23 protein-coding genes are annotated in these 25402 nt (G+C 63.7%); 4 read left to right on the forward strand and 19 right to left on the reverse strand.

The window, feature by feature from the left end; all coding sequences use genetic code 11:
* Positions 1-4: 4 nt before the first annotated feature.
* From ABEA02_RS06540 to ABEA02_RS06585, 10 genes are all read right to left on the reverse strand, one after another.
* Positions 5-1306, reverse strand: coding sequence for an NAD(P)/FAD-dependent oxidoreductase (locus ABEA02_RS06540; RefSeq protein WP_345532073.1), 1302 nt, complete (start codon positions 1304-1306; stop codon positions 5-7).
* Positions 1307-1323: 17 nt separating this feature from the next.
* The gene (locus tag ABEA02_RS06545; protein WP_345532074.1) at positions 1324-2661 is read right to left on the reverse strand and encodes a sensor histidine kinase; all 1338 of its coding nucleotides are present in this window, start codon (positions 2659-2661) and stop codon (positions 1324-1326) included.
* Positions 2661-3359, reverse strand: coding sequence for a response regulator (locus ABEA02_RS06550; RefSeq protein WP_345532075.1), 699 nt, complete (start codon positions 3357-3359; stop codon positions 2661-2663). Before ABEA02_RS06550 ends, ABEA02_RS06545 begins: the two co-directional genes overlap by 1 nt.
* On the reverse strand, positions 3341-3559 hold the full coding sequence (locus tag ABEA02_RS06555) for a hypothetical protein (RefSeq protein ID WP_345532076.1): 219 nt from the start codon (positions 3557-3559) through the stop codon (positions 3341-3343). The genes ABEA02_RS06550 and ABEA02_RS06555 overlap by 19 nt, the downstream gene beginning before the upstream one ends.
* Entirely contained in the window at positions 3559-4116 is a 558-nt protein-coding gene (locus ABEA02_RS06560) for a Spy/CpxP family protein refolding chaperone (protein WP_345532077.1), read from the reverse strand. The genes ABEA02_RS06555 and ABEA02_RS06560 overlap by 1 nt, the downstream gene beginning before the upstream one ends.
* A gap of 175 nt (positions 4117-4291) precedes the next feature.
* On the reverse strand, positions 4292-4681 hold the full coding sequence (locus tag ABEA02_RS06565; RefSeq protein WP_345532078.1) for a hypothetical protein: 390 nt from the start codon (positions 4679-4681) through the stop codon (positions 4292-4294).
* Positions 4682-4810: 129 nt separating this feature from the next.
* On the reverse strand, positions 4811-6709 hold the full coding sequence (locus tag ABEA02_RS06570) for an ABC transporter substrate-binding protein (RefSeq protein ID WP_345532079.1): 1899 nt from the start codon (positions 6707-6709) through the stop codon (positions 4811-4813).
* A gap of 61 nt (positions 6710-6770) precedes the next feature.
* Positions 6771-7622, reverse strand: a complete 852-nt coding sequence (locus ABEA02_RS06575; RefSeq protein ID WP_345532080.1) for a helix-turn-helix domain-containing protein — start codon at positions 7620-7622, stop codon at positions 6771-6773.
* A 72-nt stretch (positions 7623-7694) separates the two neighbouring features.
* The gene (gene mltA, locus ABEA02_RS06580; RefSeq protein ID WP_345532081.1) at positions 7695-9047 is read right to left on the reverse strand and encodes a murein transglycosylase A; all 1353 of its coding nucleotides are present in this window, start codon (positions 9045-9047) and stop codon (positions 7695-7697) included.
* Positions 9048-9182: 135 nt separating this feature from the next.
* A complete protein-coding gene (locus tag ABEA02_RS06585; protein ID WP_345532082.1) occupies positions 9183-11111 on the reverse strand; it encodes an ABC transporter substrate-binding protein in 1929 nt (642 codons plus the stop codon).
* Between the two features lie 602 nt (positions 11112-11713).
* Here ABEA02_RS06585 and ABEA02_RS06590 point away from each other — a divergent pair.
* Positions 11714-12586: an ATP-binding protein gene (locus tag ABEA02_RS06590; RefSeq protein ID WP_345532083.1), complete on the forward strand. Its 873-nt coding sequence runs from the start codon at positions 11714-11716 to the stop codon at positions 12584-12586.
* A gap of 10 nt (positions 12587-12596) precedes the next feature.
* Here the strand turns inward: ABEA02_RS06590 and ABEA02_RS06595 are convergent, their stop codons facing one another.
* Both ABEA02_RS06595 and ABEA02_RS06600 read right to left on the reverse strand, forming a co-directional pair.
* Positions 12597-13373: an SDR family NAD(P)-dependent oxidoreductase gene (locus ABEA02_RS06595; RefSeq protein WP_345532084.1), complete on the reverse strand. Its 777-nt coding sequence runs from the start codon at positions 13371-13373 to the stop codon at positions 12597-12599.
* A 106-nt stretch (positions 13374-13479) separates the two neighbouring features.
* Positions 13480-14478: a collagen-binding domain-containing protein gene (locus tag ABEA02_RS06600; protein WP_345532085.1), complete on the reverse strand. Its 999-nt coding sequence runs from the start codon at positions 14476-14478 to the stop codon at positions 13480-13482.
* A gap of 278 nt (positions 14479-14756) precedes the next feature.
* Here ABEA02_RS06600 and ABEA02_RS06605 point away from each other — a divergent pair, with 278 nt between their 5' ends.
* Positions 14757-15929, forward strand: a complete 1173-nt coding sequence (locus ABEA02_RS06605; RefSeq protein WP_345532086.1) for a UbiH/UbiF family hydroxylase — start codon at positions 14757-14759, stop codon at positions 15927-15929.
* A gap of 29 nt (positions 15930-15958) precedes the next feature.
* A complete protein-coding gene (locus tag ABEA02_RS06610) occupies positions 15959-16723 on the forward strand; it encodes a DsbC family protein (protein WP_345532087.1) in 765 nt (254 codons plus the stop codon).
* A 46-nt stretch (positions 16724-16769) separates the two neighbouring features.
* Here the strand turns inward: ABEA02_RS06610 and asd are convergent, their stop codons facing one another.
* From asd to ABEA02_RS06635, 5 genes are all read right to left on the reverse strand, one after another.
* Entirely contained in the window at positions 16770-17618 is an 849-nt protein-coding gene (gene asd, locus ABEA02_RS06615) for an archaetidylserine decarboxylase (RefSeq protein ID WP_345532088.1), read from the reverse strand.
* A 55-nt stretch (positions 17619-17673) separates the two neighbouring features.
* Complete coding sequence (locus ABEA02_RS06620) at positions 17674-18405, reverse strand: anaerobic ribonucleoside-triphosphate reductase activating protein (RefSeq protein WP_345532089.1); 732 nt, start codon at positions 18403-18405, stop codon at positions 17674-17676.
* On the reverse strand, positions 18368-18568 hold the full coding sequence (gene nrdD / locus ABEA02_RS06625) for an anaerobic ribonucleoside-triphosphate reductase (RefSeq protein WP_345532090.1): 201 nt from the start codon (positions 18566-18568) through the stop codon (positions 18368-18370). The genes ABEA02_RS06620 and nrdD overlap by 38 nt, the downstream gene beginning before the upstream one ends.
* A gap of 67 nt (positions 18569-18635) precedes the next feature.
* Entirely contained in the window at positions 18636-20633 is a 1998-nt protein-coding gene (locus ABEA02_RS06630; RefSeq protein ID WP_345532091.1) for a ribonucleoside triphosphate reductase, read from the reverse strand.
* Positions 20634-20764: 131 nt separating this feature from the next.
* Positions 20765-22666, reverse strand: a complete 1902-nt coding sequence (locus ABEA02_RS06635; protein WP_345532092.1) for an ATP-binding cassette domain-containing protein — start codon at positions 22664-22666, stop codon at positions 20765-20767.
* A gap of 73 nt (positions 22667-22739) precedes the next feature.
* Here ABEA02_RS06635 and ABEA02_RS06640 point away from each other — a divergent pair, with 73 nt between their 5' ends.
* Positions 22740-23390: a hypothetical protein gene (locus ABEA02_RS06640; RefSeq protein WP_345532093.1), complete on the forward strand. Its 651-nt coding sequence runs from the start codon at positions 22740-22742 to the stop codon at positions 23388-23390.
* Positions 23391-23949: 559 nt separating this feature from the next.
* Here the strand turns inward: ABEA02_RS06640 and ABEA02_RS06645 are convergent.
* Entirely contained in the window at positions 23950-24759 is an 810-nt protein-coding gene (locus ABEA02_RS06645; RefSeq protein ID WP_345532094.1) for a sulfite exporter TauE/SafE family protein, read from the reverse strand.
* Positions 24760-24807: 48 nt separating this feature from the next.
* Positions 24808-25263 carry an EVE domain-containing protein gene (locus ABEA02_RS06650; protein ID WP_345532095.1) on the reverse strand — a complete coding sequence of 152 codons (456 nt, stop codon included), beginning with the start codon at positions 25261-25263 and terminating at the stop codon, positions 24808-24810.
* Positions 25264-25402: the final 139 nt, after the last annotated feature.

A 25402-nucleotide genomic window follows, 5' to 3' on the forward strand; every position in this document is an offset into this window, starting at 1 on the left:
CGCTTCAGCCCTGCCGGTCCGGGTTGCCGGTGATCAGTCGCGCACCGCGCTTGAAGGTCACGAATGACCAGGCCCAGTTAAGCATCACGGCGAGGCGATTGCGGAAGTCGATGAGGAAGAAGATGTGCACGAAGCCCCAGAACCACCAGGCAATCGTGCCGTGCAGGCGCAGCCAGCCGAAGTCGGCGACGGCGGCGCGGCGGCCGATGGTGGCGAGGTTGCCCCAGTTGAGGTAGCGGAAGGGTGCGGGTGCTGGGCTGCCATTGAGGCGCGCACGGATTACCTTGGCCACATGCACGCCGGCCTGCTTGGCGGCGGGTGCGACGCCGGGCACGACCTTCCCCGCAGCGTCGGTGAGCGTAGCGGTGTCGCCGATGACGAAGACATCCGGCTGCCCCGGCAGGCTGAAGTCGGCATTCACCTTCACACGGCCTGCGCGGTCGGCCTCAGCGCCCAGCCAGCTTGCTGCCGCAGAGGCTTGCACGCCGGCTGCCCATACCACGGTGGCGGCATCAATGCGTTCGCCACCGACCTCGACGCCTTGCGCATCGCATTGGGTGACGGCTTGGCCGAGGCGCACTTCGACGCCCAGCTTCTGCAGCGATTGCGCGGCTGCGGTGGACAGCGATTCGGGGAAGGTGGCAAGCACGCGTGGCGAGGCTTCGATGAGGATGATGCGCGCCTGACGCGGGTCGATGCGGCGGAAGTCGGTAGCGAGCGAAGCGCGTGCGAGTTCGGCGACGGCGCCGGCCATTTCGACACCGGTGGGTCCGCCGCCGATGATGACGATGGTGAGCAGACGACGACGCTCGGTTTCGTCGTCAATCATCTCGGCTTGCTCGAAGGCGACCAGCAGCCGGTGGCGAATCGCGGTGGCGTCTTCGACGGTCTTGAGGCCCGGCGCGTAAGCCTCCCAGTCATCGTGACCGAAGTAGGCGTGGCGCGCGCCGGTGGCGAGGATAAGGTAGTCGAAGCCGACGCGGCCGTCGCGCACGGCGTTGTGGCCGAGCACTTCGCGCGTCGCGAGGTCGATGCCCGTGACCTCACCGAGGATGACGCTGGCGTTCTTCTGCGAGGACAGCACGCCGCGAATCGGTGCTGCGATATCGGCGGGCGACAGGCCGGCGGTGGCGATCTGGTAGAGCAGGGGCTGGAACAGGTGGTGGTTGCGGCGGTCGATGACCAGTACGTCGACGGGGGCGTTGGCGAGGGCGCGTGCGGCAGAAAGACCGCCAAAACCGGCGCCGACGATGACCACGCGTGGTCTGTTGCGTGATGAAGGTGAGTCTGAAGAGGCAGGTTTCATGCCTTGAATCTCCATGATCAAGCGCGCAGGCGCAGTTCGAAGCAGCTACCGCCACCATCCCGCGCAAGACAGCGCACCTTACCACCATGCAGCTGGGCAATGCGGCGCACGAGGGCGAGACCGTAGCCCGAGCCCTCGCCTTTCTCGCGACTGCCGGCGAGGCGGTAGAAGGGCTCGAAGATCTTCTCGCTTTCGGCTTCGGGTACGCCGGGGCCTCGGTCGAGGACTTGCAGCACGACCTCGCCAGCCATCGTCGCGACTTCGATCTCTACAGCGCTGCCGGGCGCATGGCGACGCGCGTTTTCGAGCAGGTTGCGAATCAGATGGCGCAGCAGGCGTGGGTCCGCTTCGATGCGGACGGATTGTCCGCTGACTTCGGCGCCCGTGCGTGCCGCTTCCTCAGCCGCGAGGGCGAGCAGATCCAGTGACTGTCGGTCCATCTGCGGCTTGTCATCCGCGAGGCGGCTGGCGAGCAACAGGTCGCCGATGAGCAAGTCGAGTTCGGCGATGTCGTGTTCGATCTGCTGGTGCAGGTCGGGGCGCGGTGATTGTTCGCCCAGCAGGTCGACGGCCATGCGGATGCGCGCGAGCGGCGAGCGCAGTTCGTGCGATGCGGCAGCGAGCATGGCGCGCTGGCTGCTGACGAGGGCTTCGACGCGCGTTGCCGCGTCGTTGAAGCGACGCGCGAGTTCCGATATTTCATCGCAGCCGTCGACCGTCATGCGTGCTGACAGGTTGCCGCGTCCCCAGGCATCGGCCTGTGTCTGCAATCGTTCCAGCCGGCGTGTGAGGCGCCGTGCGACAGGCCAGGTGCCGATGGCGATGATGAGGACGACGCATACGATCCAGCCCAGCAGCGCTGTGCGTGGCGCGCCCCAGCGCAGCAGCAGCAGGCGTCCGTCGGGCAGGGGCAGCAGGTTGTTGAAGTGACGATGTTTGCTGCGGATCTCGTCCAGCGTGGTGGGCAGGCTGGCGTCCGTGGTGGCCAGTTGTTCGCCGCTGGCGGCATACAGCGCCACGCTGCCATGCACGGTGGCAGCCAGGTCGGCTAGCGTCTGCTGTTGCAGGGTTGGCGGCGCATCGGCGGGGAGCAATCGCGAGAGCAGGGGGACGAGATGGGTTTCGAAGCGAGTGTGCTCGTTCTCCTTCATCGACGAGAACAGCAGCGCGCCGCAGGCGACTACCAACAGCACGACGACGATGAAGCCGACATAGATCTGTCGCCACAATTGGTGACGCATGAAGCGCGGCGGGCGACGCCAGCGTGCCACGTCGGCGACCTGCGGATTGTCGGCCAGCCATTGCTGCCACTGCTCGCGTTTCTGCTGGCGCCGCAGGTGTCTGAGGAGTCCCATCAGATGTCGTCCTGCTTCAGCGTGAAGACGTAACCCGCCCCGCGGATGGTGAGGATGCGGCGTGGCGTCTTCGGGTCGTCTTCGATGGCGGCGCGAATGCGCGAGATGTGCACGTCGATGGAGCGGTCGAAGGCTTCGAGTGCGTCACCGCGTGCGAGTTCCAGCAGCGCATCGCGGGACAGCACGCGGCCCGGGTGGCGGGCGAGTGCGAGCAACAGAGCGAACTGATGCGCGGTGAGGCTGAGGTCTTTTCCATCGAGGCGCGCCACCATGGCAGCGACATCCACCTCCAGCCGGCCAAAGCGCAGGGTGTCGGCGGTGCGCGCCACGTTGCCCTGCGAACGACGCAGCAGGGCGCGCAGGCGCGCCAGCAACTCGCGCGGGCTGAAGGGTTTGGCGAGGTAGTCGTCAGCACCGATCTCAAGGCCAACGACGCGGTCCACTTCGTCGCCGCGTGCGGTGAGCATGAGGATGGGCAGTGTGGATGTGGCGCGCAGCTTGCGGCAGAGGTCGAGCCCGTCACCATCGGGCAGCATGCCGTCGAGTATCAGTGCATCGAAGGCCTGCTCGCGCAGCAGGCGCTCGCCTTCGGCGAGCGTGCCGGCGACGCTCAGCAGCAGGCCCTGGGCACCGAGGTACTCGCTGACCATGGTGGCCAGCGAGGCGTCGTCGTCGATCATCAGCAGGCGTTCAGCCACGTTGCGTTGCTTCCATTGTGGGTGCGGGTCGCGTGCATGGTGCCACGCATGGCGGCGCGTTGCATGGCGGCTGCGTCGTAGTGGCCGGGGCAGGCCGGGCAGGCGACGTAGAGGGTCAGCCCACCGGTCAGTCCGTCAGGTGCGTGCAGGGCACGTGTCTGCCCGCAGTGCGGGCAGATCAGCATGGCGGGCGCTTCCATCACAGGCTCACGGTCTGCCAGCGTTCGAGCAGGGCCTTGCGCTGCGCTGGCGTCAGGGTCTGGCCGGCGGAGATGATGCTGTCGGCGATATGGCGTGAGCTGGCGTCGAGCTGTTGCACGAGTGCGCTGCGCGCCTGTTCGACGCGTGCTGCGTCAATGTTGTCGCTGCTCAGTGCGGCGTAGAGCGTGGCGCGCGCGGCCCGGTGGGCAGCAATCAGCGGCTGCACTTCGCTGGCCAGTTCGCGTGAGCCGAGACGTAGCGCAGCGCGTTGTGCGTCGGTGGCGTCAACACGGCGCGCAACGTGGTCGGCCATGCGTTCGGCACGCGCCTGCACGACGGTGGGCTCAGCGGCGCGCGAGAACAGGCGTTCGCCGCAGTGGCCGTTGTGCGTGAAGATCGCCGCACCGATGAGACCGGCGATGACGAACAGGCGGACCCAGCGATAGGCGCCGCTGGCAGGCGCGCAGCAGTGATGATGGCGACCGAAGCGACCGCAGCGGCCCGGATGCTCAGGGGTTTCGGGGGTGTTGGTGGGGGTGGTGGATTGTTCGCTCATGGCAGGCTCCTTGCTGATCGACACATGCCGGGATTGGCATGGAGCACATGCTGGGGCGACCGGCTTGCGGGGAGTTTTCGCCAACGTAAAGTTTTATGAAGCCGCAAACGATGATGCAGAAGGCATGAAAAAGGCCGGCATCACGCCGGCCTTCTGGCTCACTCCTGCCGCTGGGTTACCAGCGGTCGTAGTCACGATGATGGTGGTGGTAGTGACGCGGCGGCGGGCCGTAGTAGTAAGGCGGCGGGCGACGGTCATAGCGCCAGTCATCGCGGGCACGCTCACGACGCCATTCGTCATCGCGATCGCGTTCGCGGCGCCAGTCTTCATGGCGGTAACCTCCATCGCGATAACCGCCGTCGCGACGGTCATCGACGATGACGACACCCGGCAGGGGCGGCGCGGGCAGGCGGACGCTCACGCCTGGCAGAAGCGGGGGGGCGGGCAGCCGGATGCTGGCGCCCGGCACGGATATCTCGACGTGCTCGCGGGCCTGACCCGGCAGACTGACAAACAGACTCGCAGCGCCAAGGGCGGCGATGACAATGCTGCGGACTGACTTCATGGTTGAACTCCTTGCGGTGTTGTGGGCGCTGCCCGAACTGCGGCAGCCCTTCCATTAACGAAGGACCCGGCAAGCCGCCGACTGCAAGGTGTAAGTGATTGTAAGAGCCGCGACCAAGTCGCTGATCCCTCAGGGTTTCAGGAAGTACTGTTGCGGCAGGGAAGGGCCGGGTGTAGGCCAGATCCATGCGCCGGGCATGCTGTCAGGAACGCCGCGCAAACGTGCGCTACGGATGCCGGTCTGGGCCGGTGAGGTGACGGTGCCGATGACTTCGAACTCCTCTGCAGCGATGGCGAGGATGTCGCGGAACAGCGCATCGGCGGTGGCTTCATCCGGCGCGGCCTTCCAGCGGTCCCACAGTGCGTAGCGAGCCTGCATCGCGGTAGAAGGCTCTTCGCCTTGCTTGCCTTGCGAGTTGTACCAGCGCGTCCAGGGCAGGCTCTGGCGTGAGTCGCTTGGGTGGATGGCGAGGTAGGCGCGCGGGTTCTGTGTGGGGTCGATGCCGCCGGAGGCGACGTCGACGCTGATGTCGTAGTCGTTGCGGAAGGCGCGCTCGAAGTTCTGCGTGCGCTCGACCGCGTCGATCTGCAGCTCGACACCGATGGCGGCCCAGTCGGCCTGGATGAGCTTGAGTGCTTCGACCATCACCGGGGGCTGCATATTGACGATGGCACGCAGGCGCAGGCGCTGGTTGCGCAGCAGGCGGTAACCGGCTTCGTCATGGTAGGTGCCACCGAGCTCGTCGAGCAGGCGATTGGCGCTGGCCGGGTCGTAGTTGCTGAACTGGTGCGCCAGCGTAGCGTTGTAGAGGCGGTGACCTTCGGGTGGGCCGACCTGCCAGGGCTGCACCTTGCCGTCGAAGAGCTTGTCAGCAATCGCCTGACGATTGATGGCCTGCGATAACGCGGCCTTGAACTGGCGGCTGGCGAAGCGCAGGCGCAACGGCAGGTTGAGCGTGCTGTGGTTGAGGTAGAGGCCGACCGCGGAGGCATTGACGTCGGGCAGGCGCAGCCAGGCGTGGCTGCCGCTGGCAATCAGGGGCGTGAGTTGACGCGTGGCCTGCACGCCGGTCATGCCGCGGATCTGCAGATCGAAGCGGCCTGTCGCGGCGGCGTCGATGAGGGCTTGCGGGCTGCTGAATAGGTCGAAGTGCAGCGTGTCGATGTAGGGCAGCTGACGGCCTGCTGTGTCGACTTGCCAGTAGTACGGATTGCGTGTCAGCAGTACGGGCGCAGTCTTGTCCTTGTTGGGCGGAAAGACGTAGGGCTGTGTGATGACCCAGGGGTCGAGCGTGGGCTTGTCGGGGTTGGACCAGCGTGTCTCATAATCGCTGCAGCGCTGACGCAGCAAGGCCGGCCAGTTCGCGAGGCCAGCCTGTGTGGCGAGTTCGGCAGCCTGCGGGTTGATGTCGGCGTGGAACTGGCCGCAGTAGTGTTTCGGGTAGAGCACAGGGTGGTGGCCGTAGGGCCCGGCGAGCTCTTCGGGGAAGCTGCGCGCGCCGGCCGCGAAGTGGATGCGCACGGTCTGTGCGTCGAGCTTCTCGGCACGCATGCGTTCGCCACCGGCTTGATAGCGATCGGGCAGTGTGCGGAACACGTCGCGATTGCCCAGCACATCGTTGATTGCGAAGACGATGTCATCTGCCGTGAACGGTGTGCCGTCGGACCAGCGCATGCCGGCGCGCAGGCGGAAGGTGAAGAGGGTGGCGTCGGCATTGCTCTGCCAGGACTCGGCGATGTTGGGGATGACGCGTTCGAACTTTGCATCCCAGCGGAGCAAGCCCTGCGCGACGAAGCGCAGAATGCCGTTCTGGTCGCCATCGGCGAGCAGGCCGCTACGCAGCGTGCCGCCGTATTGCGCGTCGGCAAGCGTGACGATGACTTCCGGTTTGGCAGGCAGGCGCTGTGCGATGGGACGCAAACCAGCGTTGTCGACGCGCGTCTGCAGCGCAGGGGTCTCCTGCGCGAAAGCGTTCGTGAGGGGCAGCAGGCCAATCAGCAAGCCGCAGAAAAGGCGGGTCAGGGGCATCGTCGCGTCTCCGGTATGAGACCTCATTGTCGCGACGCGCGATACGCCGGCTTGATTGCGATCAGCGTTTCAGGCGTGCATCGTGCAGCGGGTAGACCGGCACGTAGAGAGCGATGCGGCGCTCCTGTGGCGCGGTGTAGCCATTACAGGTGATTTCCCGGCGCAAGATATGCTTTCCGGTGTAGCCACACAGCAATTCGCGTTCGATGCGTTCGAGCAGGAATTGCAGCGAACGCGGGCGCTCGATTTCCAGGCAGTCGTACATGGCGTACAGGCCGCCGGGCAGGATGATGTGATCGACGTTGCGCACGCCGTGGGGCTGACCGTTTGCAGGCACGAAAAACTGCATGTCGACGCGATCAAATGCGGTCGCATTGAACGGGCGGTCCAGGTCCAGCGTCTGCCAGGTGCGCCAGCGTGTGGCACCGGCAACCGACAGCTCGCCCATCATGCGATGCACGCCGGGCCAGGCTTGCGACAGCACGCCGCTGTGGGGGATGCGCATGATGGGCTGGTCTTCCAGCACGACGAGGCGCAGGGTAGTTGGTCTTGCGATGGCTGCGCGCCCAGGCTGGTGGCGGGCGATGGTGGGGGAACAGCCGAATTGACGCACGAAGGCGTGGGTGAAGGCCGCTTGCGAGCCGTAACCCGCAGCAAGACCTATGTCCTGCAGCGACAGATTGCTGTTGCGCATCTGCTCGACGGCGCGCTTGAGACGCAGACGTCGCAAGGTGGTGAAGGGGGTCTCACCGGTCTTGCGCTGGTACAGGCGGTCCGTCTGTGACGTCGACAGGCAGGCAACGTCGGCGAGCCGGGCGAGCGTGAAGTCTTCGTCGATGTGCTGGCCGATGTAGTCGGTCACGCGTCGCACGCTGTTCATCTGGCGGACGAAGGATTCGACGGTGACGCGCATGTCTGTTCCGGTCAGAAAAATGACTTCATGCTAACGATCGGCTGGTGGCTGATTTGATCGCAATCCGCATCATCAGGGGATGGCGGGCGGCTGGCTGCCACGTGGCCACAGCACCCACATGCGGCCCTGCTGGCGCATGCGGCCGGCGATGGCGCCGGCTTCGGCGCCGAAGCCCCAGTAGAAGTCGGCACGTATGCGGCCACGAATGGCACCGCCCGTGTCCTGCGCCAGCATCAGGCGCTGCACGGGCTTGCCATCCAGGGTGTTGAAGGCGAGGAAGACCGGGGTGCCCATGGCGATGCTGCGCGGGTCGACGGCGATGGAGCGGCCGGCTGTCAGCGGCAGGCCCTGCGCGCCCTTGGGGCCCTCGCCATTGGCAGCTTCTTCACGGAAGAAGACGTAGCTGGGGTTGGCGGCGATCAGCTCGGGGATGCGCTTGGGATTGTTGCGCGCCCAGGCCTGGATGCCCTGCATGCTGGCCTTGTCGACGGTGAGCTCGCCCTGGTTGATGAGCCAGCGTGCGATGGACTTGAAGGGGTGCCCGTTCTGGTCGGCGTAGGCGATGCGCACGCGACTGCCGTCTTCGAGCTGCACCTGGCCCGAGCCCTGGATCTGCAGGAAGACGTACTCGACAAGATCATCGGTCCACAGCAGGGTTTTTGCTGGCAGGGTGCCGGTCTTGGCGTCGAGTTCGGCACTGGTCCAGTAAGGCACGAGCTTGCGGCCTTCGATGCGGCCGCGCAGGCGCATGTTCTTCAGCTCGGGGTAGAGCTCGCCGAGGTCCACGACGATGAGGTCGTCCGGTACGCCGAGCACGGGCGTGGCGTACTTGCTGGTGGCAGTGCGGCTGCCGCGGATCAGGGGCTCGTAGTAGCCGGTGATGAGGCCGGTCTCGCTGGCGTCGGCGTTGATGAGTTGCCATGGCGCAAGGTTGGCCTGCAGGAACTCGCGGATGTTCGCCGTGCTGGCTGTGGGGCCCAGTTGCGCTGCGGCTGTACAGCTTGTGCCCCATGCCTTCTGCATATCGCCTTTGAGCACGCGGCAGCTGGCGAGCAGCGCAGGCCACATCTGCGATAGGTCGTCACTCTGCCAGCCGGGCAGTGCTTCCCATTCGGCAGCGCGCCAGGGGGCTGCAGGTGGTGGTTTTTGCGGTTCGGGCTGGCAGACGGGGGCTGCTGCGGGGGGCGGACAGTTCAGCGGCGCGGTCGTGCCCGTGGTGGGCTCGGCTGCCGGGACCGAGGCTGTGACCGGCGGTGTTGCGGATGCCGTAGCCGTTGCAGTGGTTGCTGGTGCTGAGGGAACGTTGACGGACGGCGTGGTGCTGCAGGCGCCGAGCAGGAGCAGGGCTGGCACAGACAGCAGCAGGCGGGAGAGCGGGAGGTGCAGTGGAAGGTGCAGCGGGCGGGTGCGTGACGCAGGAGTCATGTCGGGCTTCGGGCGGCCGGGGAGGCCGTTGCCACAGCGTTGAGGAGCCCGCATTGTGGAGGCTTGCCAGCCCCTTGGAAAGTGGCTGGGACTGGCAAGGGCGACGACCGGCGCAGCCGGTCGTCGTGTGGCGGCTTACTTGGTGAAGTAGTACTGCTGCAGCAGGGACGGGCCCGGCGTCGGGTAGGTCCAGCCCCAGGGCATCTTTTCATACACGTTCTGCAGGCGTGCACTGCGGATACCGTTGGCCTTGGGCGGCGAGACCGTGCCCAGCACTTCGAGCTCGTCAGCAGCAATGGCGAGGATCTGGCGGAACAGGGCGTCGGCTTCCTTCTCGGTCTTCGCGTCCTTCCATTGATCGTAGAGCTGCAGGCGCTTTTTCATGCTGGCCGGCGGCTCTTCACCCTGCTTGCCGCCGCTTTCGTACCACTTGACCCACAGCAGGCTCTGACGCGATTCCTGCGGGTGGATGGCGAGGAAGCCACGCGGGTTCTGCGTGGGGTCGTAACCACCGGCAAGGCTGTCTACGCTGAGGTCGTAGTCATTCGAGTTGGCACGGTCGTAGTACAGCGTGCGCTCGGACGACTGGATCTGCAGGTCGAGGCCGATCTTCGCGTATTGCTTGCGCAGCAGTTCGAGCAAGTCGATCTGGTATTGCGAAGCGAGGCTCACAATGACGCCCATGCTGATCTTGCCGCCGCCGGGGTACTGGCGGAAGCCATCCTTGTCGCGCTGGGTGAAGCCCATCTTGTCGAGGATCTCGTTGGCGGCCTTCGGATCGTAGTTCGTGTATTGCTTGGCCAGTTTTTCGTTGTAGAACTTGTTGGCGCGTGCCGGTCCGATCTGCCAGGGCTCACCTTGACCCAGGAAGACGATGTCGTTGATCTCCTTGCGGTCCATGCCCAGCGACAGAGCAATGCGGAAGTCCTTGTTGCGGAACAGGGCGCGCAACTTCTCGTTCTTCGTCGACTGGTTGATGAACACTGCGGTGCCGGTGGCGTTGATGTCCGGCAGCAGCAACATCTTGTACTTGCCCTTGGCTGCGTTGTCGGTCAGCAGGGGCAGGTTCTGCGTGTTGTAGATGTGGCGGATCTGCATGTCGATCTGGCCGTTGATCACCGCGAGGATGATGGTCTCGATGTCCGAGATCACCTTGAACTCAAGCTTGTCGATGTAGGGCAGCTGGTTGCCAGCGGTGTCGACCTGCCAGAAGTAGGGGTTGCGGCGCATCAGCACGCGTGTGGCACCACCGTTGTAGGGTTCTGCGATGACCCACGGATCCATTGTGGGCTTGTCCGGATTGCCCCAGCGCGTCACCACTTCCAGATCGCCACACTTCAGGCGCATCAGTGCGGGCCAGTCGGCGACACGTGCGGCCTTGATGTCTTCATCGATCTTGGTGTTGTACTTGGGGTGGAACTTCTGGCAGTAGTGCTTCGGGTACATCACCGGATGCTGACCAAGCGGCGTGGCAAGCTCTTCGGTGAAGGTGCGATACGACTTGGTGAATTTGAAGCGCACCGTGTTGTCGTCGACTTTCTCGACCTTCACGAATTTGCCTTCTGTGGTGTAGCGGCTCGGTGCGGACGGGAAGAACTGCGGGTTGCCGACCAGATCGTTGACGGCGAAGAGGATGTCTTCGACCGAGAAGGGCGTGCCGTCCGACCACTTCATGCCACTGCGCAGCTTGAAGGTGAATTCGGTGGCATCGGGATTGACGCTCCAGCTTTCGGCGAGGTTCGGCTCGACGGTAGAGAAGTCTTTGTCCCAGCGCACCAGGCCTTGCGGGCTGATGAAGCGCAGGATGGCGTTGCCGTCACCATTGCCGCGCAGTGCCGAGCGCAGCACGCCACCGTAGGTGCCGACGTGTTGCACGGGCTTGATGACTTCAGGCTGCGCAGGCAGGCGCTTGGCGACGGGAGGCAGCTTGCCGGCTTTGACTTCAGCGGCGAGTTCGGGCGCCTCGTTGAAGGCGGCAGCGGACTGACTCAGTATCAGCAATCCCAGACACGTGACCCCCCAGTTCAGGACTCGCCTGTCCTTTTTGTCCAGCGTGAAACGCATGATTTCTCCTTGATTTTTGAGTAGGCATTCAATGGAACGTGCGAAGCTGTCTCGTGACGCTCGTGTGGTGTCGAACGTCTTGCGAAGCAGGCAGAACCTGTGGATGCATTTATGGTTATGGAATGCAGCGCGCGAGACCCTAGCACTCGCGTTTGTGGTTGAACAGTTATGGTTTATGCCAAGTGCCGCAGGGCTTGCCCGCGCCAGCCCGCGTGGTTGGCTTTATGGCACGAGCGCAAAGCGAGATGCCGTGCGGGTCTACGGGCCCCATGCTGGCGGGGTGTGAGAGATCCTGTGTCGCGCGATGCCGTTGCACATTGGTCGGGGACATACGGCGACTGCGCTGACATTTGTTGTGATTTCTTGCGAGTTTGTCGTTGTGACCGGAAATTCGCGAGTATCGAGGCAGGGCCTATACTCGCGCCTTTGTGCTGGAAGCGAGTGCGCCATGCTGGAGAGCGGTTCCTGGATTCTTTTTGTCGAAGCCGGCGTGGCTTTGAGCCTGCTGGTGATCATCGTCTGGGCGACCTGGCCGAGGAACAGGTCGCGCGGAGACCAACCCCAGCGCACAGAGCAATCGCCAGTTGAGCCGGAGAAGCAAGATGAACCCCGCTGACCTCGAGCGCCTGCTGCTGCGCGCTGAGCATCTGATGGCGCGCTTCGAGGCCATCCTGCCACCCTCGCCGCCAACGCCGGACTGGTCGGCGCATGCGCATCGCTGGCGTACGTATCAGCGACGCGGCTGGCTGGAGCCTCTGCACGATCTGCACGCCATCCATCTGGCGGACCTGCAGGACGTCGATCAGCAGAAAGCGCGCGTCGATGCCAACACGCGTCAGTTCGTGCGTGGTCACCGCGCCAACAATGTCTTGCTGACCGGCGCGCGCGGCACCGGCAAGAGCTCGCTGGTGCGTGCCGTGCTGACTGAGTACGCCGAAGAGGGGCTGCGAGTCATTGAGGTCGACAAGGGCGATCTCGTGGATTTGCCGCACATCGTGGATATCGTGCGGAAGCGCACCGAGCGTTTCATCCTGTTCTGCGACGATCTCAGTTTCGAGGATGGTGAGCCGGGTTACAAAGCGCTGAAGAGCGTGCTCGATGGCAGCTTCGCAGCGGTGCCGGACAACGTGCTTATCTACGCGACCAGCAATCGTCGCCACCTGATGCCCGAGTATTTTTCGGAGAACCTGCAGACGCGTCATGGCGAGGCCGAGCTGCATCCGGGCGAGGCCGTCGAGGAAAAGGTGTCGCTATCCGACCGCTTCGGCTTGTGGGTGAGCTTCTACAGCTTTGACCAGGAGGCCTACTTGCAGATTGTGCGTCACTGGCTCACGGTATTTGGCGTATCGCTGGCAGCCTGGGATGACAGCATTCGTCGCGAGGCGCTGCAATGGTCGCAGATGCGCGCCTCGCGCAGTGGCCGCGTAGCCTGGCAGTTTGCGCGTGATTACTCGGGGCGCCAGAGCGACGCCTGAGCCCCGTTGTTCAGGCCTTTGTTGTCTTGTTGACCTTGAGCCCCGCGGGCGCCTGGCACACCGGCATCATCGAGATGTGGTTGATGTTGACGTGCGCCGGGCGATTGACCAGCCACTCCACGGTGTCGGCAATGTCTTCCGGATTCAGCGGCGTCGTGTCGGCGTACACGTCGGCCGCTTTCGATTCGTTGCCGTGGAAGCGCACCTGCGAGAATTCGCTGCCACCCGATAGCCCCGGCGCGATGTTGGTGACGCGGATGGTCGTGCCCAGCAGGTCTGTCTTCAGATTCAGCGTGAACTGATCGACGAAGGCCTTGGTGGCACCATAGACGTTGCCGCCGAAGTAGGGGTACTGACCAGCGGTGGAGCCGATGTTGATGACTTGGCCGCGGTCACGTTCGACCATGCCCGGCAGCACCGCGCGCGTCACGGCGACGAGGCCAAGGCAGTTGGTCTCGATCATGCGCAGCCAGTCGTCGAGGCTGGCCTCGTGCGCGGCTTCAAGGCCCAATGCGAGGCCTGCGTTATTCACCAGCAGATCAATTTCACGGAAGGCTGCCGGCAACGAGGCCACCGCAGCTGCGATGGCGGAGATGTCGCGCACGTCGAGCGCCAGCGGATGGATCAGATCGGGGAAGGTCTGGCGCAGGGCTTCGAGGCGATCGACGCGGCGTGCGGCGGCGATGACTTTCCAGCCGGCCTGTGCAAGGCGGCGGGCGATGGCTTCACCGAAGCCGGAGCTGGCACCGGTAACGAGGGCAATACGTACTTGGGAGGTTTGAGGCATGACAGGCTTTCGCAACAGGGATGCTGCGAGTGTGCCCGGCGGCCGGATACAAAAAAAGCCCCGGATCGGGGCTTTCTTGCGATACCGCTTATTACGAGGCTTGGTATCAGGCGCGACGACGGCGCGCGATGAGCGCCATGGCCAGACCGGCCAGTGCCAGCGTGCCCGGTTCCGGCACCTTGCTCGAGCTGGAGGACGCCGCCGAAGACGACGAGCCGTAGTGACCGCCGTTGAGCTGAGCGGCGCCGGTGTAGTTCTTGGCGATGATGGTGCCGTTCTCGTTGCCCCAAGTCGTTGTTACGTCGGCGTTGTAGGCCAGCACGGCGGCGTCGGCGTTGAGACTGCCCAGCGTCAGCTTGCTGACGTTGCTGGCGAAGTTCAGCAGGGTCTGGTGGCCCGAGAAGCCGAGGAGGCTGTTCATGTTGCTCAGCGCGATGTCGGTGGCCGAACCCGTGATGTTGAGGACGATGGTCGAACCGGCCGCGACACCTGTGAGGTTGAACTCGTTGAAGATGTTGGCGGTCAGGCGGCTGCTATCGATGGTGAAGTACTCGACCGCGCCGCCGCTGCCTTGCAGGTACAGGGTGCTGGCCGAACCGCCAGCCTTGCCGCCGGTGGCGGTGTTGTTGCCATACAGCGTGGTGCCAGTGGCGGCCTTGCCGAGCAGGGCTGCGTTTTCGGCAACCAGTTGAGCCTTGACGGCGGCGAAGTCGACCGGCGAGGTGCCGCCCTTCTGCACGGGGCCGAGAGTGGGGTCGTAGGCGCTGCCCGTCGTCATGGTGCCGCCAACGTAGACCGATTCAGTCTTGTCGGACACCGAGCCGCTGGTCCAGTTAACGTTGCCGCCAACCACCAGGGCCCATTCCTTGCCGCCGCTGGAGTAGGTGGCGCCGCCCTGAGCGGCTGTCCAGGCGCCCGAGGTGGCGGTCAGGTTGCCTTGCACGGCGACGGAGTGCTCGGCGTCGGTCGAGCCGGTCACCGTCATGTTGCCGAACACGAAGGCACTGAAGTTGTCAGCGACGCCCAAGTTAAAGGCACTGGAGGCAAACACGGCGCCACTGCTGCAGGCCAGTACCGCGGCCGCAATAAGGGAACGGAATTTCATCAGACAAATCTCCAAACTTCGGGGTGCCTCCCACGCGGGGGGCACAAGGGTTGAGTGGCTTCAAGCAAGCATCGGGCCGGCGGATGCAAGTGCTTGATGTGTTTACGCGAAATGCGCTCGTTTGTGCGTCGCCACAGACCCACTGTAAGAATCGTTGACAGGCATTCTGCTACCGCAACATGACGTTGCGGCGGGCATACTGCACAATCGCTCGCCTTCGGGATGCGGCATTGCCCTGTAAGGCCTGTTTCTCCCTGCAATACGCCCTGCAATACTTCATGGAATTTGACCTTCTGATTGTCGGTGGTGGCCTGGCGGGAGCCAGCCTTGCCTGTGCCTTGCGTGGTAGCCGACTGCGCATTGCCTTGCTGGATCGTGCAGCGCCGGTCGTCGCTGCCGGTTGGGACGCGCGCATCTACGCGGTCAGCCCCGCCAATGTCGGCTTTCTGCAGCAATGCGGGGTGTGGCAGCACATAGACTCCGCACGCTTGCAGCGCGTCGAGCGCATGGCCGTGTTTGGCGACGCAGAGGGCGCGAGTCGTGGCCGGTTGGCATTTTCGGCCTACGAGGCCGGTCTGGACGCGCTGGCCTGGATTGTGGAAGGTGGCCGGTTGGGTGACGAGTTGTGGCAGACCGCCAGGCGCCAGCCGAACATCACTGTCGTGACGCCGGCCGATCCGCAATCGCTGGAGCTTGGCTCGGAGGGCGCTGTTCTGGCGCTCGCCGACGGACAGCGACTGCACGCTTCGCTGGTGGTTGGCGCTGACGGCGTGAACTCCTGGGTGCGTCAGCAGGCCGGCCTGACTGCCGACCTGCAGCCCTATGCCGACATGGGGCTGGTCGCCAACTTTGCGTGCGAACGACCTCACGCCGCAACGGCAAGCCAGTGGTTCCGTGCTGATGGGGTGCTGGCCTGTTTGCCATTGCCCGGAAACCTTGTGTCGATTGTCTGGTCAACGCCCCAAGCGCATGCGGAAGCCTTGCTGGCGCTGAGTGCTGAAGCTCTGGCGGACAAAGTGTCGGAAGCATCGGAAGGTGTGCTTGGCAAGCTGGAGTTGCTGGCGCCTGCAGCGGCATTCCCGTTGCGACTGATGCGCGTGCCCGAGTGGGTGGCACCGCGTGTTGCGTTGATTGGTGATGCGGCGCACGCCATCCACCCCTTGTCGGGGCATGGCGTCAATCTGGGTTTCCAGGACGCGCAGGTGCTCGCGGGCAAATTGCTGGCACTGCCGGCGTTCCGGGATTGTGGTGAGCTGTCCGTGCTGCGTCAGTACGAACGGGCGAGAGTGGAAGAGGTGGCAATGTTGCAGGGCGTGACACACGGTCTGCATCAGCTGTTTGGTGTGCAATCGGCGCCGCTGGCCTGGTTGCGCAATGCGGGCATGAGCCTTACGGGCAGACTGCCGTTTGTGCGTGCAGCGATGACACGATACGCTGCGGGCCTTCTGTAGTCAGATTTGGAAAAGAACTGGAGAACAGAGTGAAGAGCAAGACTTGGCGGGCACTGCTCGCAGCAATCAGCGTAGCGGTGAGCATGCCGGCTGCCATGGCGGACACGAAGAAGCCGCTGACGCCGCAGGAACAGGAAATCCGCAAGGCCGTGGAGCAGGTGGTCAGCAATCCTGACGTCATCGACTCTGTTACCAAGACCAGTTACGGCAATTTTTACGAAGTCGTGCTGACCAATGGCGACATTCTCTATGTTGAACCGAACGGCGGCTTTCTCATTTCGGGCTCGCTCGTCGACATCAAGGCCAAGCGCAACGTGACGGCGGATCGCCTCAAGGAGCTGTCGCAGATCAATTTCGCCGATCTGCCGCTCGCCAACGCGATCAAGCAGGTCAAGGGCAATGGCAAGCGCGTGCTGGTGACTTTCGAGGACCCCAACTGCTCGTACTGCAAGAAGCTGGCGCGTGATCTGGTCAACATCAAGGACACGACGGTCTACACCTTCCTGATTCCCATCCTCGCCGAAGATTCGAAGAAGAAGTCGGAGGCCATCTGGTGCTCGCAGGATCGTGCCAAGGCCTGGAATGACTGGATGGTCGATAACAAGATGCCGGTCGGCGGTACCAAGGCGTGCGACACGCCGATTGCCAAGAACATGGATCTGCAGAAGCGCTTCCGCATCAATGGCACGCCAACGATGTTCCTTGTCGATGGCAGCCGTCTGGGCGGGTACGTGCAACCGGCTGAATTGGAGCGCTCGATCACTGAGGCGACCGACAAGGTGGCGAAGAAGTAAGCGCTGTCCGTCGGTACAAAAGAAAAGGGGCCATTGGCCCCTTTTTTCATGACGTCGCCAGAATTCCCATGGCCTCGCCAACGCGCACCGCGCCAGCGGGATCCCAGCCCGCATTGAACTCGATCTGGTGTTGCGGAATGAGCAACACAACGGTCGAGCCGAGCAGGAAGCGGCCCATCTCTTCACCCTTGTGCAGTACGACGTCCTGCTTGTCGTAATGCCACTCGCGGATCTTGCCGGGGCGCGGCGGATTGACCACGCCGTGCCACACCGTGGACATGCTGCCGACGATGGTGGCGCCAACCAGCACCAGCGCCAGCGGACCGTGCGAAGTGTCGAACATGCACACCACGCGCTCGTTGCGTGCGAACAGACCGGGCACGCCTTGCGCCGTGGTCGGATTCACCGAGAACAGCTCGCCCGGCACATGGATCATCCGCGTCAGGCGACCGCTGCAGGGCATATGGATGCGGTGGTAGTCGCGCGGCGAGAGGTAGAGCGTGGCGAAGCTGCCGTTCTCGAACTTGGCGGCCAGCTCGGCGTCACCGCCAAGCAGTGCGGTGGTGGAGTAGCTGTGCCCCTTGGCCTGGAAGATCTGGTCGCTCTTGATCGCGCCGAACTGGCTGATTGCGCCATCCACCGGGCAGACCCATGGCGCATCGGCGATGGGGCGCGCATCCTTGCGCAAGGCCCGCGTGAAGAAGTCGTTGAAGCTCTTGTAGGCAGTGATATCCGGCTGGGCGGCTTCGGACATGTTGACGCCATATTTGCCGACGAACCATTCGATGATGCGGGTTGTCACCCAGCCCATGCGGCTGGACGCAACAAAGCGGCCGAAATCCGTGATGGCGCGCTTGGGCAGGACGTACTGCAGGGCAACGGAGCGGGGCGGCAAGGCAGGACTTTCGACAGATAAAGGCCCGCCATTGTAGCGATGAACCCGGCTGTGTTCAGAAACCCCGAAGTATCAGCCCCGGTATGTTCCGCGCCCAACGGCTGAGGGCCGGCAAGCGGTACGCTGCGCGTTCGCCGGGATAGCCCGACCGGCCCGGCAGACGGCCAGCCTGCAGTGCGATACGCGGCACGTTTGCGGCGGCGAGCTGTTCGAGCAGCTGATCCAGCATGTCTTCGGGCAGCCAGTCGGGGTGGGCGGTTACACGTACTTCGTAGTCAATACCCGCAGCCTGCACAAGCCCCAGCGATGTCCAGGCACGATGCCCGCTATCGGGCACGCCGGTGATGGCATCGTAGCCGCCGGGCAGAGCCTTGATGTCCAGCCCGACCCAGTCCAGCAGCGGCAGCGCATGCGCGAGCCGGTGCGGGTAGCAGCCCGCAGTATGCAAACCGGTTGCCATGCCGACGGCGCGCAAGCTGCGCAGTGCATCGGGCAGGTGGCTGTCGATGGTCGGTTCCCCACCGGAGAACACGACGCCATCAAGCAAGGTTTTGCGAGCGACGATTTGTGGCAACAGGTCCGCCCAATGCAAGGCCTCGTCTCCGCGCCCGGTTTGCAGATGCGGGTTGTGGCAGTAGTTGCAGCGCCAGGGGCAGCCGGCAATGAACACAACGGCGGCAAGCTGGTCGGGCCAGTCCTGCGTGCTGCAGGGAACGAAGCCGCCGATGCGCAGCGATACTCTGCTGGATTCAGTTCCCGGCAGGCTCTGCAAAGAATGCACGTTCATTGTGCTCTCCCTGTTTGCCGACGTTGAACGAGGCAACCGGCCGGTGGTAGCCCATTACGCGGGTCCAGACCTCGCAACGCGTGCGCTCCTCGTCACGCAGAAGTATTGGTGTATTGGCCTGCAGGATGTGGGCCGGAAGCGTGCAGTCATGCAATTCGTTCATTCTCTATTTCCTTGTTAGCAGGGGCGGTGACGATGCGTTGCAAGCCGTCGCAACGCATTGATGTAAATCAGTTGCAGCAAGCCTGTTTCTTCGCGATCAGCTCCTCGTCGCACTTCGGGCAGAACTTGTGTTCGCCCTTGAGGTAGCCGTGCCTGGGGCAGATCGAGAAGGTCGGGGTAACCGTGATGTAAGGCAGGCGGAAGTTCTCGAGTGAGCGGCGCACGAGCTTCTTGCAGGCTGTGACGCTGGACACATGCTCGTTCATGTACAGGTGCAGCACGGTGCCGCCGGTGTAACGCGTCTGCAGCGGCTCTTGCCGGCGCAGGGCTTCGAAGGGGTCGTCGGTGAAGCCCACCGGTAGCTGCGAGGAGTTGGTGTAGTAGGGCTGATCCTTGCTGCCGGCTTGCAGGATGTCGGGCCAGCGCTTGCGGTCCTCCTTGGCGAAGCGGTAGGTCGTGCCTTCGGCAGGCGTGGCTTCGAGGTTGTAGAGGTGGCCCGTTTCTTCCTGGAACTCGGTCATGCGACCGCGGATGTGGTTGAGCAGGCGCAACGCGAAAGCCTCCCCCCAGCGCGTCGTGATGTCTTCGCGGTCTGCCGTGAAATTACGGATCATCTCGTTGATGCCATTCACGCCCAGCGTGCTGAAGTGATTGCGCAGCGTACCGAGGTAGCGCTTGGTGTAGGGGAAGAGACCCGCATCGATGAGTTGCTGGATGATCTGACGCTTCACCTCCAGGCTGTCGCGGCCGAGTTCGAGCAGGCGGTCGACGCGTGCAAAGAGCGCGGTTTCATCGCCCTGACACAGGTAGCCGATGCGTGCGCAGTTGATTGTCACCACACCCAGCGAGCCGGTTTGCTCGGCCGAGCCGAACAGGCCATTGCCGCGCTTCAAGAGCTCGCGCAGATCAAGCTGCAGGCGGCAGCACATGCTGCGCACCATGTTCGGTGTGAGCTCGGAATTGAGGAAATTCTGGAAGTAGGGCAGGCCGTACTTGGCCGTCATCTCGAACAGGCGATTGGCGTTGTCGCTATCCCAGTCGAAATCCGGCGTGATGTTGTAGGTCGGGATAGGGAAGGTGAACACGCGACCAAACTTGTCACCCGCCGTCATCACGTCGATGTAGGCGCGGTTGATCATGTCCATTTCGGCCTGCAGCTCCCCGTAGCTGAAAGGCATCTCTTCGCCGCCGATGTAGGGAATCTGCTCGCGCAGATCTTCCGGGCACACCCAGTCGAAGGTCAGGTTGGTGAAGGGGGTCTGCGTGCCCCAGCGGCTCGGCACATTGAGGTTGTAGATCAGCTCCTGGATGCACTGGCGTACTTGCGCGTAGGACAGATTGTCCTTGCGGATGAAGGGCGCGAGATAGGTGTCGAAAGAGCTGAAAGCCTGCGCGCCGGCCCATTCGTTCTGCAGCGTGCCGAGGAAGTTCACGATCTGGCCGACCGCCGAGCCGAGGTGCCTGGGCGGTGCAGACTCCACCTTGCCGGGCACGCCATTGAAGCCCTCGGTGAGCAGGGTGCGAAGCGACCAGCCGGCGCAGTAGCCGGACAGCATGTCCAGATCGTGGATGTGCACGTCACCTTCGCGATGCGCTTCGCCGATCTCCCTGGCGTAGACATGGTTGAGCCAGTAGTTGGCGATCACTTTGCCGGAGACGTTGAGGATCAATCCGCCCAGCGAATAGCCCTGGTTGGCGTTGGCATTGACACGCCAGTCGCGGCGGTCGAGGTATTCGTTGATGGCGTGCTCGACGTCGACAACGGTCTTGTGGTCGGTGCGCAGGCGGGCACGCTGTTCGCGATAGACGATGTAGGCGCGTGAGGTGCGATACCAGCCGGCGGCCATCAGCGAGATCTCCACCGTGTCCTGCACGCGCTCGATGGTGGGCACCAGCTCGCCCTGTGCGCTGAGCCGGTCGACCACGAGGCGCGTGATGCGCTCTGCTTCCGAAGGCTGGAACTCCCCGCTGGCCTGGCCCGCCTTGGCGATGGCGGCCTCGATCTTGGCCGCATCAAAGGTCAGCAGACGGCCGTCACGCTTGATGACTCCTGTCAATCCGGGCATCGCTATCTCCTACTAGATATAGTTGTTTGCGTCGTTGTGACGCCTATATCTAGTAATCCATGGCGATGGGGTGCCCGGTTTGACCGAGGTCAATTCCGCGCCGCCGGGGATGCGCCGACGCTATCGACGAATCAGATTTCGCCGATCTCTTCGAGCTCGGTCTGGATCTCCAGCCAGCGCTCTTCGCTCTGATCGATGCTGGCGGCGAGCTCGCCCTGGCGCTTTAGGAAGCCCTGCAGTTGCGCGCTGTCACCGCTCGCATACAAGGCAGGGTCGGCAAGACGTTCGTCGAGCAACTTCTTCTCGCCCTGCCAGCCTTGCAGTTTGCGTTCGAGCTGTTCGAGCTCCTTGAGCAGCGGGCGACGGCGTTGCAGCTTCGCTTGCCGGTCGGCGGCTGCATCGGCGCGTGCTTGCAGGCGGCTGGCCTTATCGGCAGCAGCGTCCTGATCGATGCTGGCGGCGGTCTGTGAGGCGCGGCGTGCGTCCAGCCATTGCAGGTAGTCGTCAAGGTCGCCATCGAAGGGCTGGGCCTTGCCATCGGCGACCAGCAGAAAGTCGTCGCAGACGGTGCGCAGCAAGGCGCGATCATGACTGACGAGGACCATGCTGCCTTCGTATTCCGACAGCGCCAGCGTCAGTGCGTGGCGCATTTCGAGGTCGAGGTGGTTGGTCGGTTCGTCAAGCAGCAGCAGATTGGGTTTGTGGCGGATCAGCAGGGCCAGGGCGAGGCGGGATTTCTCACCGCCGGAGAAGGGACCGACCTTGGCATCGACCTGTGCGCCACGGAAGTCGAAGCCGCCAAGGTAGTCGCGCAGATCCTGTTCGCGCGTCATCGGCTCCTGACGGATGAGGTGCTGCAGCGGGCTCTCGTCGGGGCGCAATTGTTCGAGTTGGTGCTGGGCGAAGTAGCCCAGCTGCACACCCTTGCCGAATAGCGCTGTCCCGCTTTGCGCAGCAAGGTCGCCAGCGAGCAGCTTGATCAGCGTGGATTTGCCGGCGCCATTGGGACCCAAGAGGCCCAGCCGCGCGCCGGGGCGCAGTTCGAGCTTGAGCTTGTCGATGATGACCTTGTCACCGTAGCCCAGGCTGACTTCCTTGAGCGTGACCATGGGGTCGGGCGCGCGATCAGGCTCGGGAAAGCTGAACGAGAAGGGTGTGTCGACGTGCGCAGCGGTGACACGTTCCATGCGCGCGAGCGCCTTGATGCGGCTCTGTGCCTGGCGGGCCTTGGTGGCCTGGGCGCGAAAGCGATCAATGTACTTCTGCAGGTGCGCAACTTCGCGTTGCTGCTTGGCGAACATGGCCTGTTGCTGCGCGAGTTGGGCGGCGTGCTGGTCTTCGAAGCTGTCGTAGTTGCCGGTGTAGAGCGTGAGTTTCTGAGCGTCGAGGTGGGCGATGTGGGTCACGCAGGCATTCAGGAAATCGCGATCGTGCGAGATCAGTACCAGCGTGCCGCGATAGCTGAGCAACCATTTTTCGAGCCAGATGACGGCGTCGAGGTCGAGGTGGTTGGTCGGTTCATCGAGCAGCAGCAGGTCTGAGCGGCACATCAGTGCCTGCGCGAGATTCAGCCGCATGCGCCAGCCGCCCGAGAAGGCGGACACGGGTCGCGTGAAGTCGGCATCCGCGAAGCCGAGTCCAGCCAGCAGAGCGCTGGCGCGTGCGCGGGCGCCGTAGCCGTCGATTTCGGCCAGGCGCGCATGTAGCTCACCGATATGATGTGCATCGGGTTCGCTGGACAGTTCGCGTTCGATGCGCATCAACTCGGCGTCGCCTTCGAGCACGTAGTCGATGGCAGGTGTGGCGAGCGCAGGTGTCTCCTGGGCCACGTTGGCGATCACCCAGTGCGCAGGCATGTCGAGATCGCCTTGCTCTTGATGCAGCTCGCCACGCAACAGCGCGAAAAGTGTCGATTTGCCCGTGCCGTTGGCGCCGACCAGGCCGATGCGCCAGCCTGGGTGAATCTGCAACGAGAGGTTTTCTATAAGGCGGCGGGCGCCGCGCGCGAGCGCGAGCGAACGGAACTGGATCACTTTAGTCAGAGTTGCGAGAATGCGGACTTCGCATTTTACGTGGCGTCAGCGCCACGACCGGAGAATTCGCGCCATGAGCGTGTTGTACAAGGTTTTGCTCGCTGGACTGTTCCTGATGTCTGCGGCGGCATTTGCGCAGCAGTCCGAACCCATGGAGGAAGGGCCCGAGGTCTGGAAGGCCCGCGCCGAGCGGGCGGCGATGTTGCGGAAGGATGCCGGTGCCTTGCAGAAGAAGGCCGATGAGCGCCGCAAGCAGGACGACATCGAGTGCCGCAAGAGCTTCTTCGAGAACGCCTGTCGTGACTCTGCGCGTGAGACCTGGCTGGAGCAGGTCAATACCGCGAGAGCGATGGAAATGGAGGCGGTGGGGCTGGAGCGCTCGATCCGTGCCCATGAACTGGCGTTGCGCGAACGCAATCGTCCCAAGCCCAGGGTACCCAAGGCGGGCGACTGGGTCATTGAGCCTGGTCGCGCCGGGAGTGCGCCGGTCAGTGGCGATGCTTCGGGGCCACGAGGCGCGACGCCGCGTGCGCCAGCCGCGCCGCATCCGCTGAAGCGCGAGACCGAGGCCGACAAGGCTGACAAAGCGGCCCGCCGCGCGAGTGAGGCGGAGGCCGCCAAGGCAAGGGCCGAGCAGGCGCAGAAGGATGCTGCGCGTTATGCCGAGCGGCGCAAAGCCCATGCGGCGCGCCAGTCCTCAGCCAGTTCAGCGAAAAAACCGTAACGGGCAGCCCACGCGCCGCAGTTCATCGGGACATAAAAAAACGGGAAGCCGCGGTGGCTTCCCGTTCCCAATTCAGGAAATCCGAAACCGGACTTCCCTCCCCCTAAACTTTCTGTGCCGCATGAGGCATCGGGCGAGTGACCTTTCATGCCGACTTCGTGTCGGTCAGGGCGCTTGCCGGATGTCTCTTGTTGAAGGCTGGGGGTGCGGTGCTGCGAGGGGGTGCTACTAGCCGGGCCTGCGGGGCCCGGCTTGCTACAGCGACTACTGCTTGGCCATCGCTTTGGTTGCTGATTTCCGGGCGTTGGTCCCGGCCGCAACTCATCGGCTCACTGTCATTGCAGGGCCTTGTCTGTCTCCAGTTTCCTCCCGGTGTGCTTGGCGCATTCCTGCGCGGAGCTCAGTCCGGACGCGAATTCTCACACATCACAAAAGTTTATGTGGAGATTAATGCGGTTTTTTCCTTAAAAGTTTTTGATGGTGCACTGCATGTAAGGGTAACTACCTATATGGCGCCAATGCTTGTTCTACGGGGTGGTGCGCCGCATCAATCTGACCCTCATTCGAGGATGCGCCAGAACATTTTGACGGCCAGTAACGCCAGCAAAAGGGCGAAGGCGCGTTTCAGCGTAGTGACCGGCAGGCGGTGGGCGAGCCGGGCACCGGAGGGCGCGGTGAGCATGCTGCTGGCCAGAAGGCAGAGCAGAGCGGGCAGGTAGACATAGCCGGCTGCCCCCGCAGGCAGGCCGGGTTGCGACCAGCCGTTCCAGAGGTAGCCCGCCGTGCCGCTGAGGGCGATCGGCAGCCCCATGGCCGCTGACGTGCCGATGGCGTGCTGGACGCGGACATTGCACCAGGATAGCCAGGGTACGGTCAGGGAGCCGCCACCGATGGCTACCAGCGCCGACACGACGCCGATGATGGTGCCGCCGACAAGGCGCCCCGTCATGCCGGGTAGCTCGCGGCTGGGGTTGGGTTTCAGGCCGAAAGCCATCTGCGCGGCGATGACCAGAACGAAGCAGCCGAAAAAGAGGGTCAGCGCCGCGGTGGAGGCGCGCGCTGCGAGCATGGTGCCCGCCAGCGTGCCGAGGATGACGCCGGGCGTGATGTCGCGCACCAGGTCCCACCGTACGGCACCATGCGACTGGTGGGTGCGGAAGCTGGAGATGGACGTGAAGACGATGGTCGCCATCGAAGTGCCCAGTGCCAGCGGCAGGACAATGGCGTGTGTCATGCCTTGGGCGTCGAACGCGAAGGTCAGGACGGCGACGATGACAAGCCCGCCGCCGATGCCGAGCAGGCCGGCAAGAAAGCCGGATACGAGGCCCAGTGCGATGTACGCGACGAGCCAGAGATTGATGTACGACATGGCAAGGTTTGCTGCGTGAGGGAGTCGCAGCTTAGCGCATCGGCGCGCTCAGGTTTTTGGCTTCATCAGGCGCGTCGTGATGGTGCGCCATTCTTCGGCGTCGACCGGTGTGATCGAGAGGCGGTTGGCCTTCTGCAATATACGCATCGATGCCAGTGCTTCCGTGTCACGCAGAACGGAAAGATCCACGAAAGGAGTTTTTTCAACGAGCTTGACGTCGACGTTGAGCCAACGAGGTTCTTCCTGCGAGGACTTGGGGTCGAAGTAACGGCTCTTGGGGTCGAATTGCGTATCGTCGGGGTAAGCCGCGCTTGCAATGCACACGATGCCGGCAATGCCGGGGCGCGGGCAGGATGAGTGGTAGAAGAATGCGAGGTCGCCGATCTTCATCTGGTCGCGCATGAAATTGCGTGCCTGATAGTTACGCACGCCGTACCAGGCCACGGTCTGGTTGGGCATGGTGGCGAGATCGTCGATGGAGCAATCTGCCGGTTCGGATTTCATCAGCCAGTAGCGCATGCGTTGTAGGCAGTGGAGTGCTGGGAGCAGGTGGCAGATTGGCTTTGCGGTGCTGCAGTGTCAATCGGCCAAGCGGGCAGAATGTGTCGTGAAAGCGGGATGACACAAAAAGAAACGCGGCCTC

Origin of the sequence: Viridibacterium curvum (genome assembly GCF_039544165.1) — a bacterium.
Taxonomy (GTDB): Bacteria; Pseudomonadota; Gammaproteobacteria; order Burkholderiales; family Rhodocyclaceae; genus Viridibacterium; species Viridibacterium curvum.

Coding starts and splice junctions, on each gene's coding strand:
- ABEA02_RS06540 (WP_345532073.1), bottom strand. CDS start 1,306: ATGAAACCTGCCTCTTCAGACTCACCTTCATCACGCAACAGACCACGC.
- ABEA02_RS06545 (WP_345532074.1), bottom strand. CDS start 2,661: ATGGGACTCCTCAGACACCTGCGGCGCCAGCAGAAACGCGAGCAGTGG.
- ABEA02_RS06555 (WP_345532076.1), bottom strand. CDS start 3,559: ATGGAAGCGCCCGCCATGCTGATCTGCCCGCACTGCGGGCAGACACGT.
- ABEA02_RS06560 (WP_345532077.1), bottom strand. CDS start 4,116: ATGAGCGAACAATCCACCACCCCCACCAACACCCCCGAAACCCCTGAG.
- ABEA02_RS06565 (WP_345532078.1), bottom strand. CDS start 4,681: ATGAAGTCAGTCCGCAGCATTGTCATCGCCGCCCTTGGCGCTGCGAGT.
- ABEA02_RS06570 (WP_345532079.1), bottom strand. CDS start 6,709: ATGCCCCTGACCCGCCTTTTCTGCGGCTTGCTGATTGGCCTGCTGCCC.
- ABEA02_RS06575 (WP_345532080.1), bottom strand. CDS start 7,622: ATGCGCGTCACCGTCGAATCCTTCGTCCGCCAGATGAACAGCGTGCGA.
- mltA (WP_345532081.1), bottom strand. CDS start 9,047: ATGACTCCTGCGTCACGCACCCGCCCGCTGCACCTTCCACTGCACCTC.
- ABEA02_RS06585 (WP_345532082.1), bottom strand. CDS start 11,111: ATGCGTTTCACGCTGGACAAAAAGGACAGGCGAGTCCTGAACTGGGGG.
- ABEA02_RS06590 (WP_345532083.1), top strand. CDS start 11,714: ATGAACCCCGCTGACCTCGAGCGCCTGCTGCTGCGCGCTGAGCATCTG.
- ABEA02_RS06595 (WP_345532084.1), bottom strand. CDS start 13,373: ATGCCTCAAACCTCCCAAGTACGTATTGCCCTCGTTACCGGTGCCAGC.
- ABEA02_RS06600 (WP_345532085.1), bottom strand. CDS start 14,478: ATGAAATTCCGTTCCCTTATTGCGGCCGCGGTACTGGCCTGCAGCAGT.
- ABEA02_RS06605 (WP_345532086.1), top strand. CDS start 14,757: ATGGAATTTGACCTTCTGATTGTCGGTGGTGGCCTGGCGGGAGCCAGC.
- ABEA02_RS06620 (WP_345532089.1), bottom strand. CDS start 18,405: ATGAACGTGCATTCTTTGCAGAGCCTGCCGGGAACTGAATCCAGCAGA.
- nrdD (WP_345532090.1), bottom strand. CDS start 18,568: ATGAACGAATTGCATGACTGCACGCTTCCGGCCCACATCCTGCAGGCC.
- ABEA02_RS06630 (WP_345532091.1), bottom strand. CDS start 20,633: ATGCCCGGATTGACAGGAGTCATCAAGCGTGACGGCCGTCTGCTGACC.
- ABEA02_RS06640 (WP_345532093.1), top strand. CDS start 22,740: ATGAGCGTGTTGTACAAGGTTTTGCTCGCTGGACTGTTCCTGATGTCT.
- ABEA02_RS06645 (WP_345532094.1), bottom strand. CDS start 24,759: ATGTCGTACATCAATCTCTGGCTCGTCGCGTACATCGCACTGGGCCTC.
- ABEA02_RS06650 (WP_345532095.1), bottom strand. CDS start 25,263: ATGAAATCCGAACCGGCAGATTGCTCCATCGACGATCTCGCCACCATG.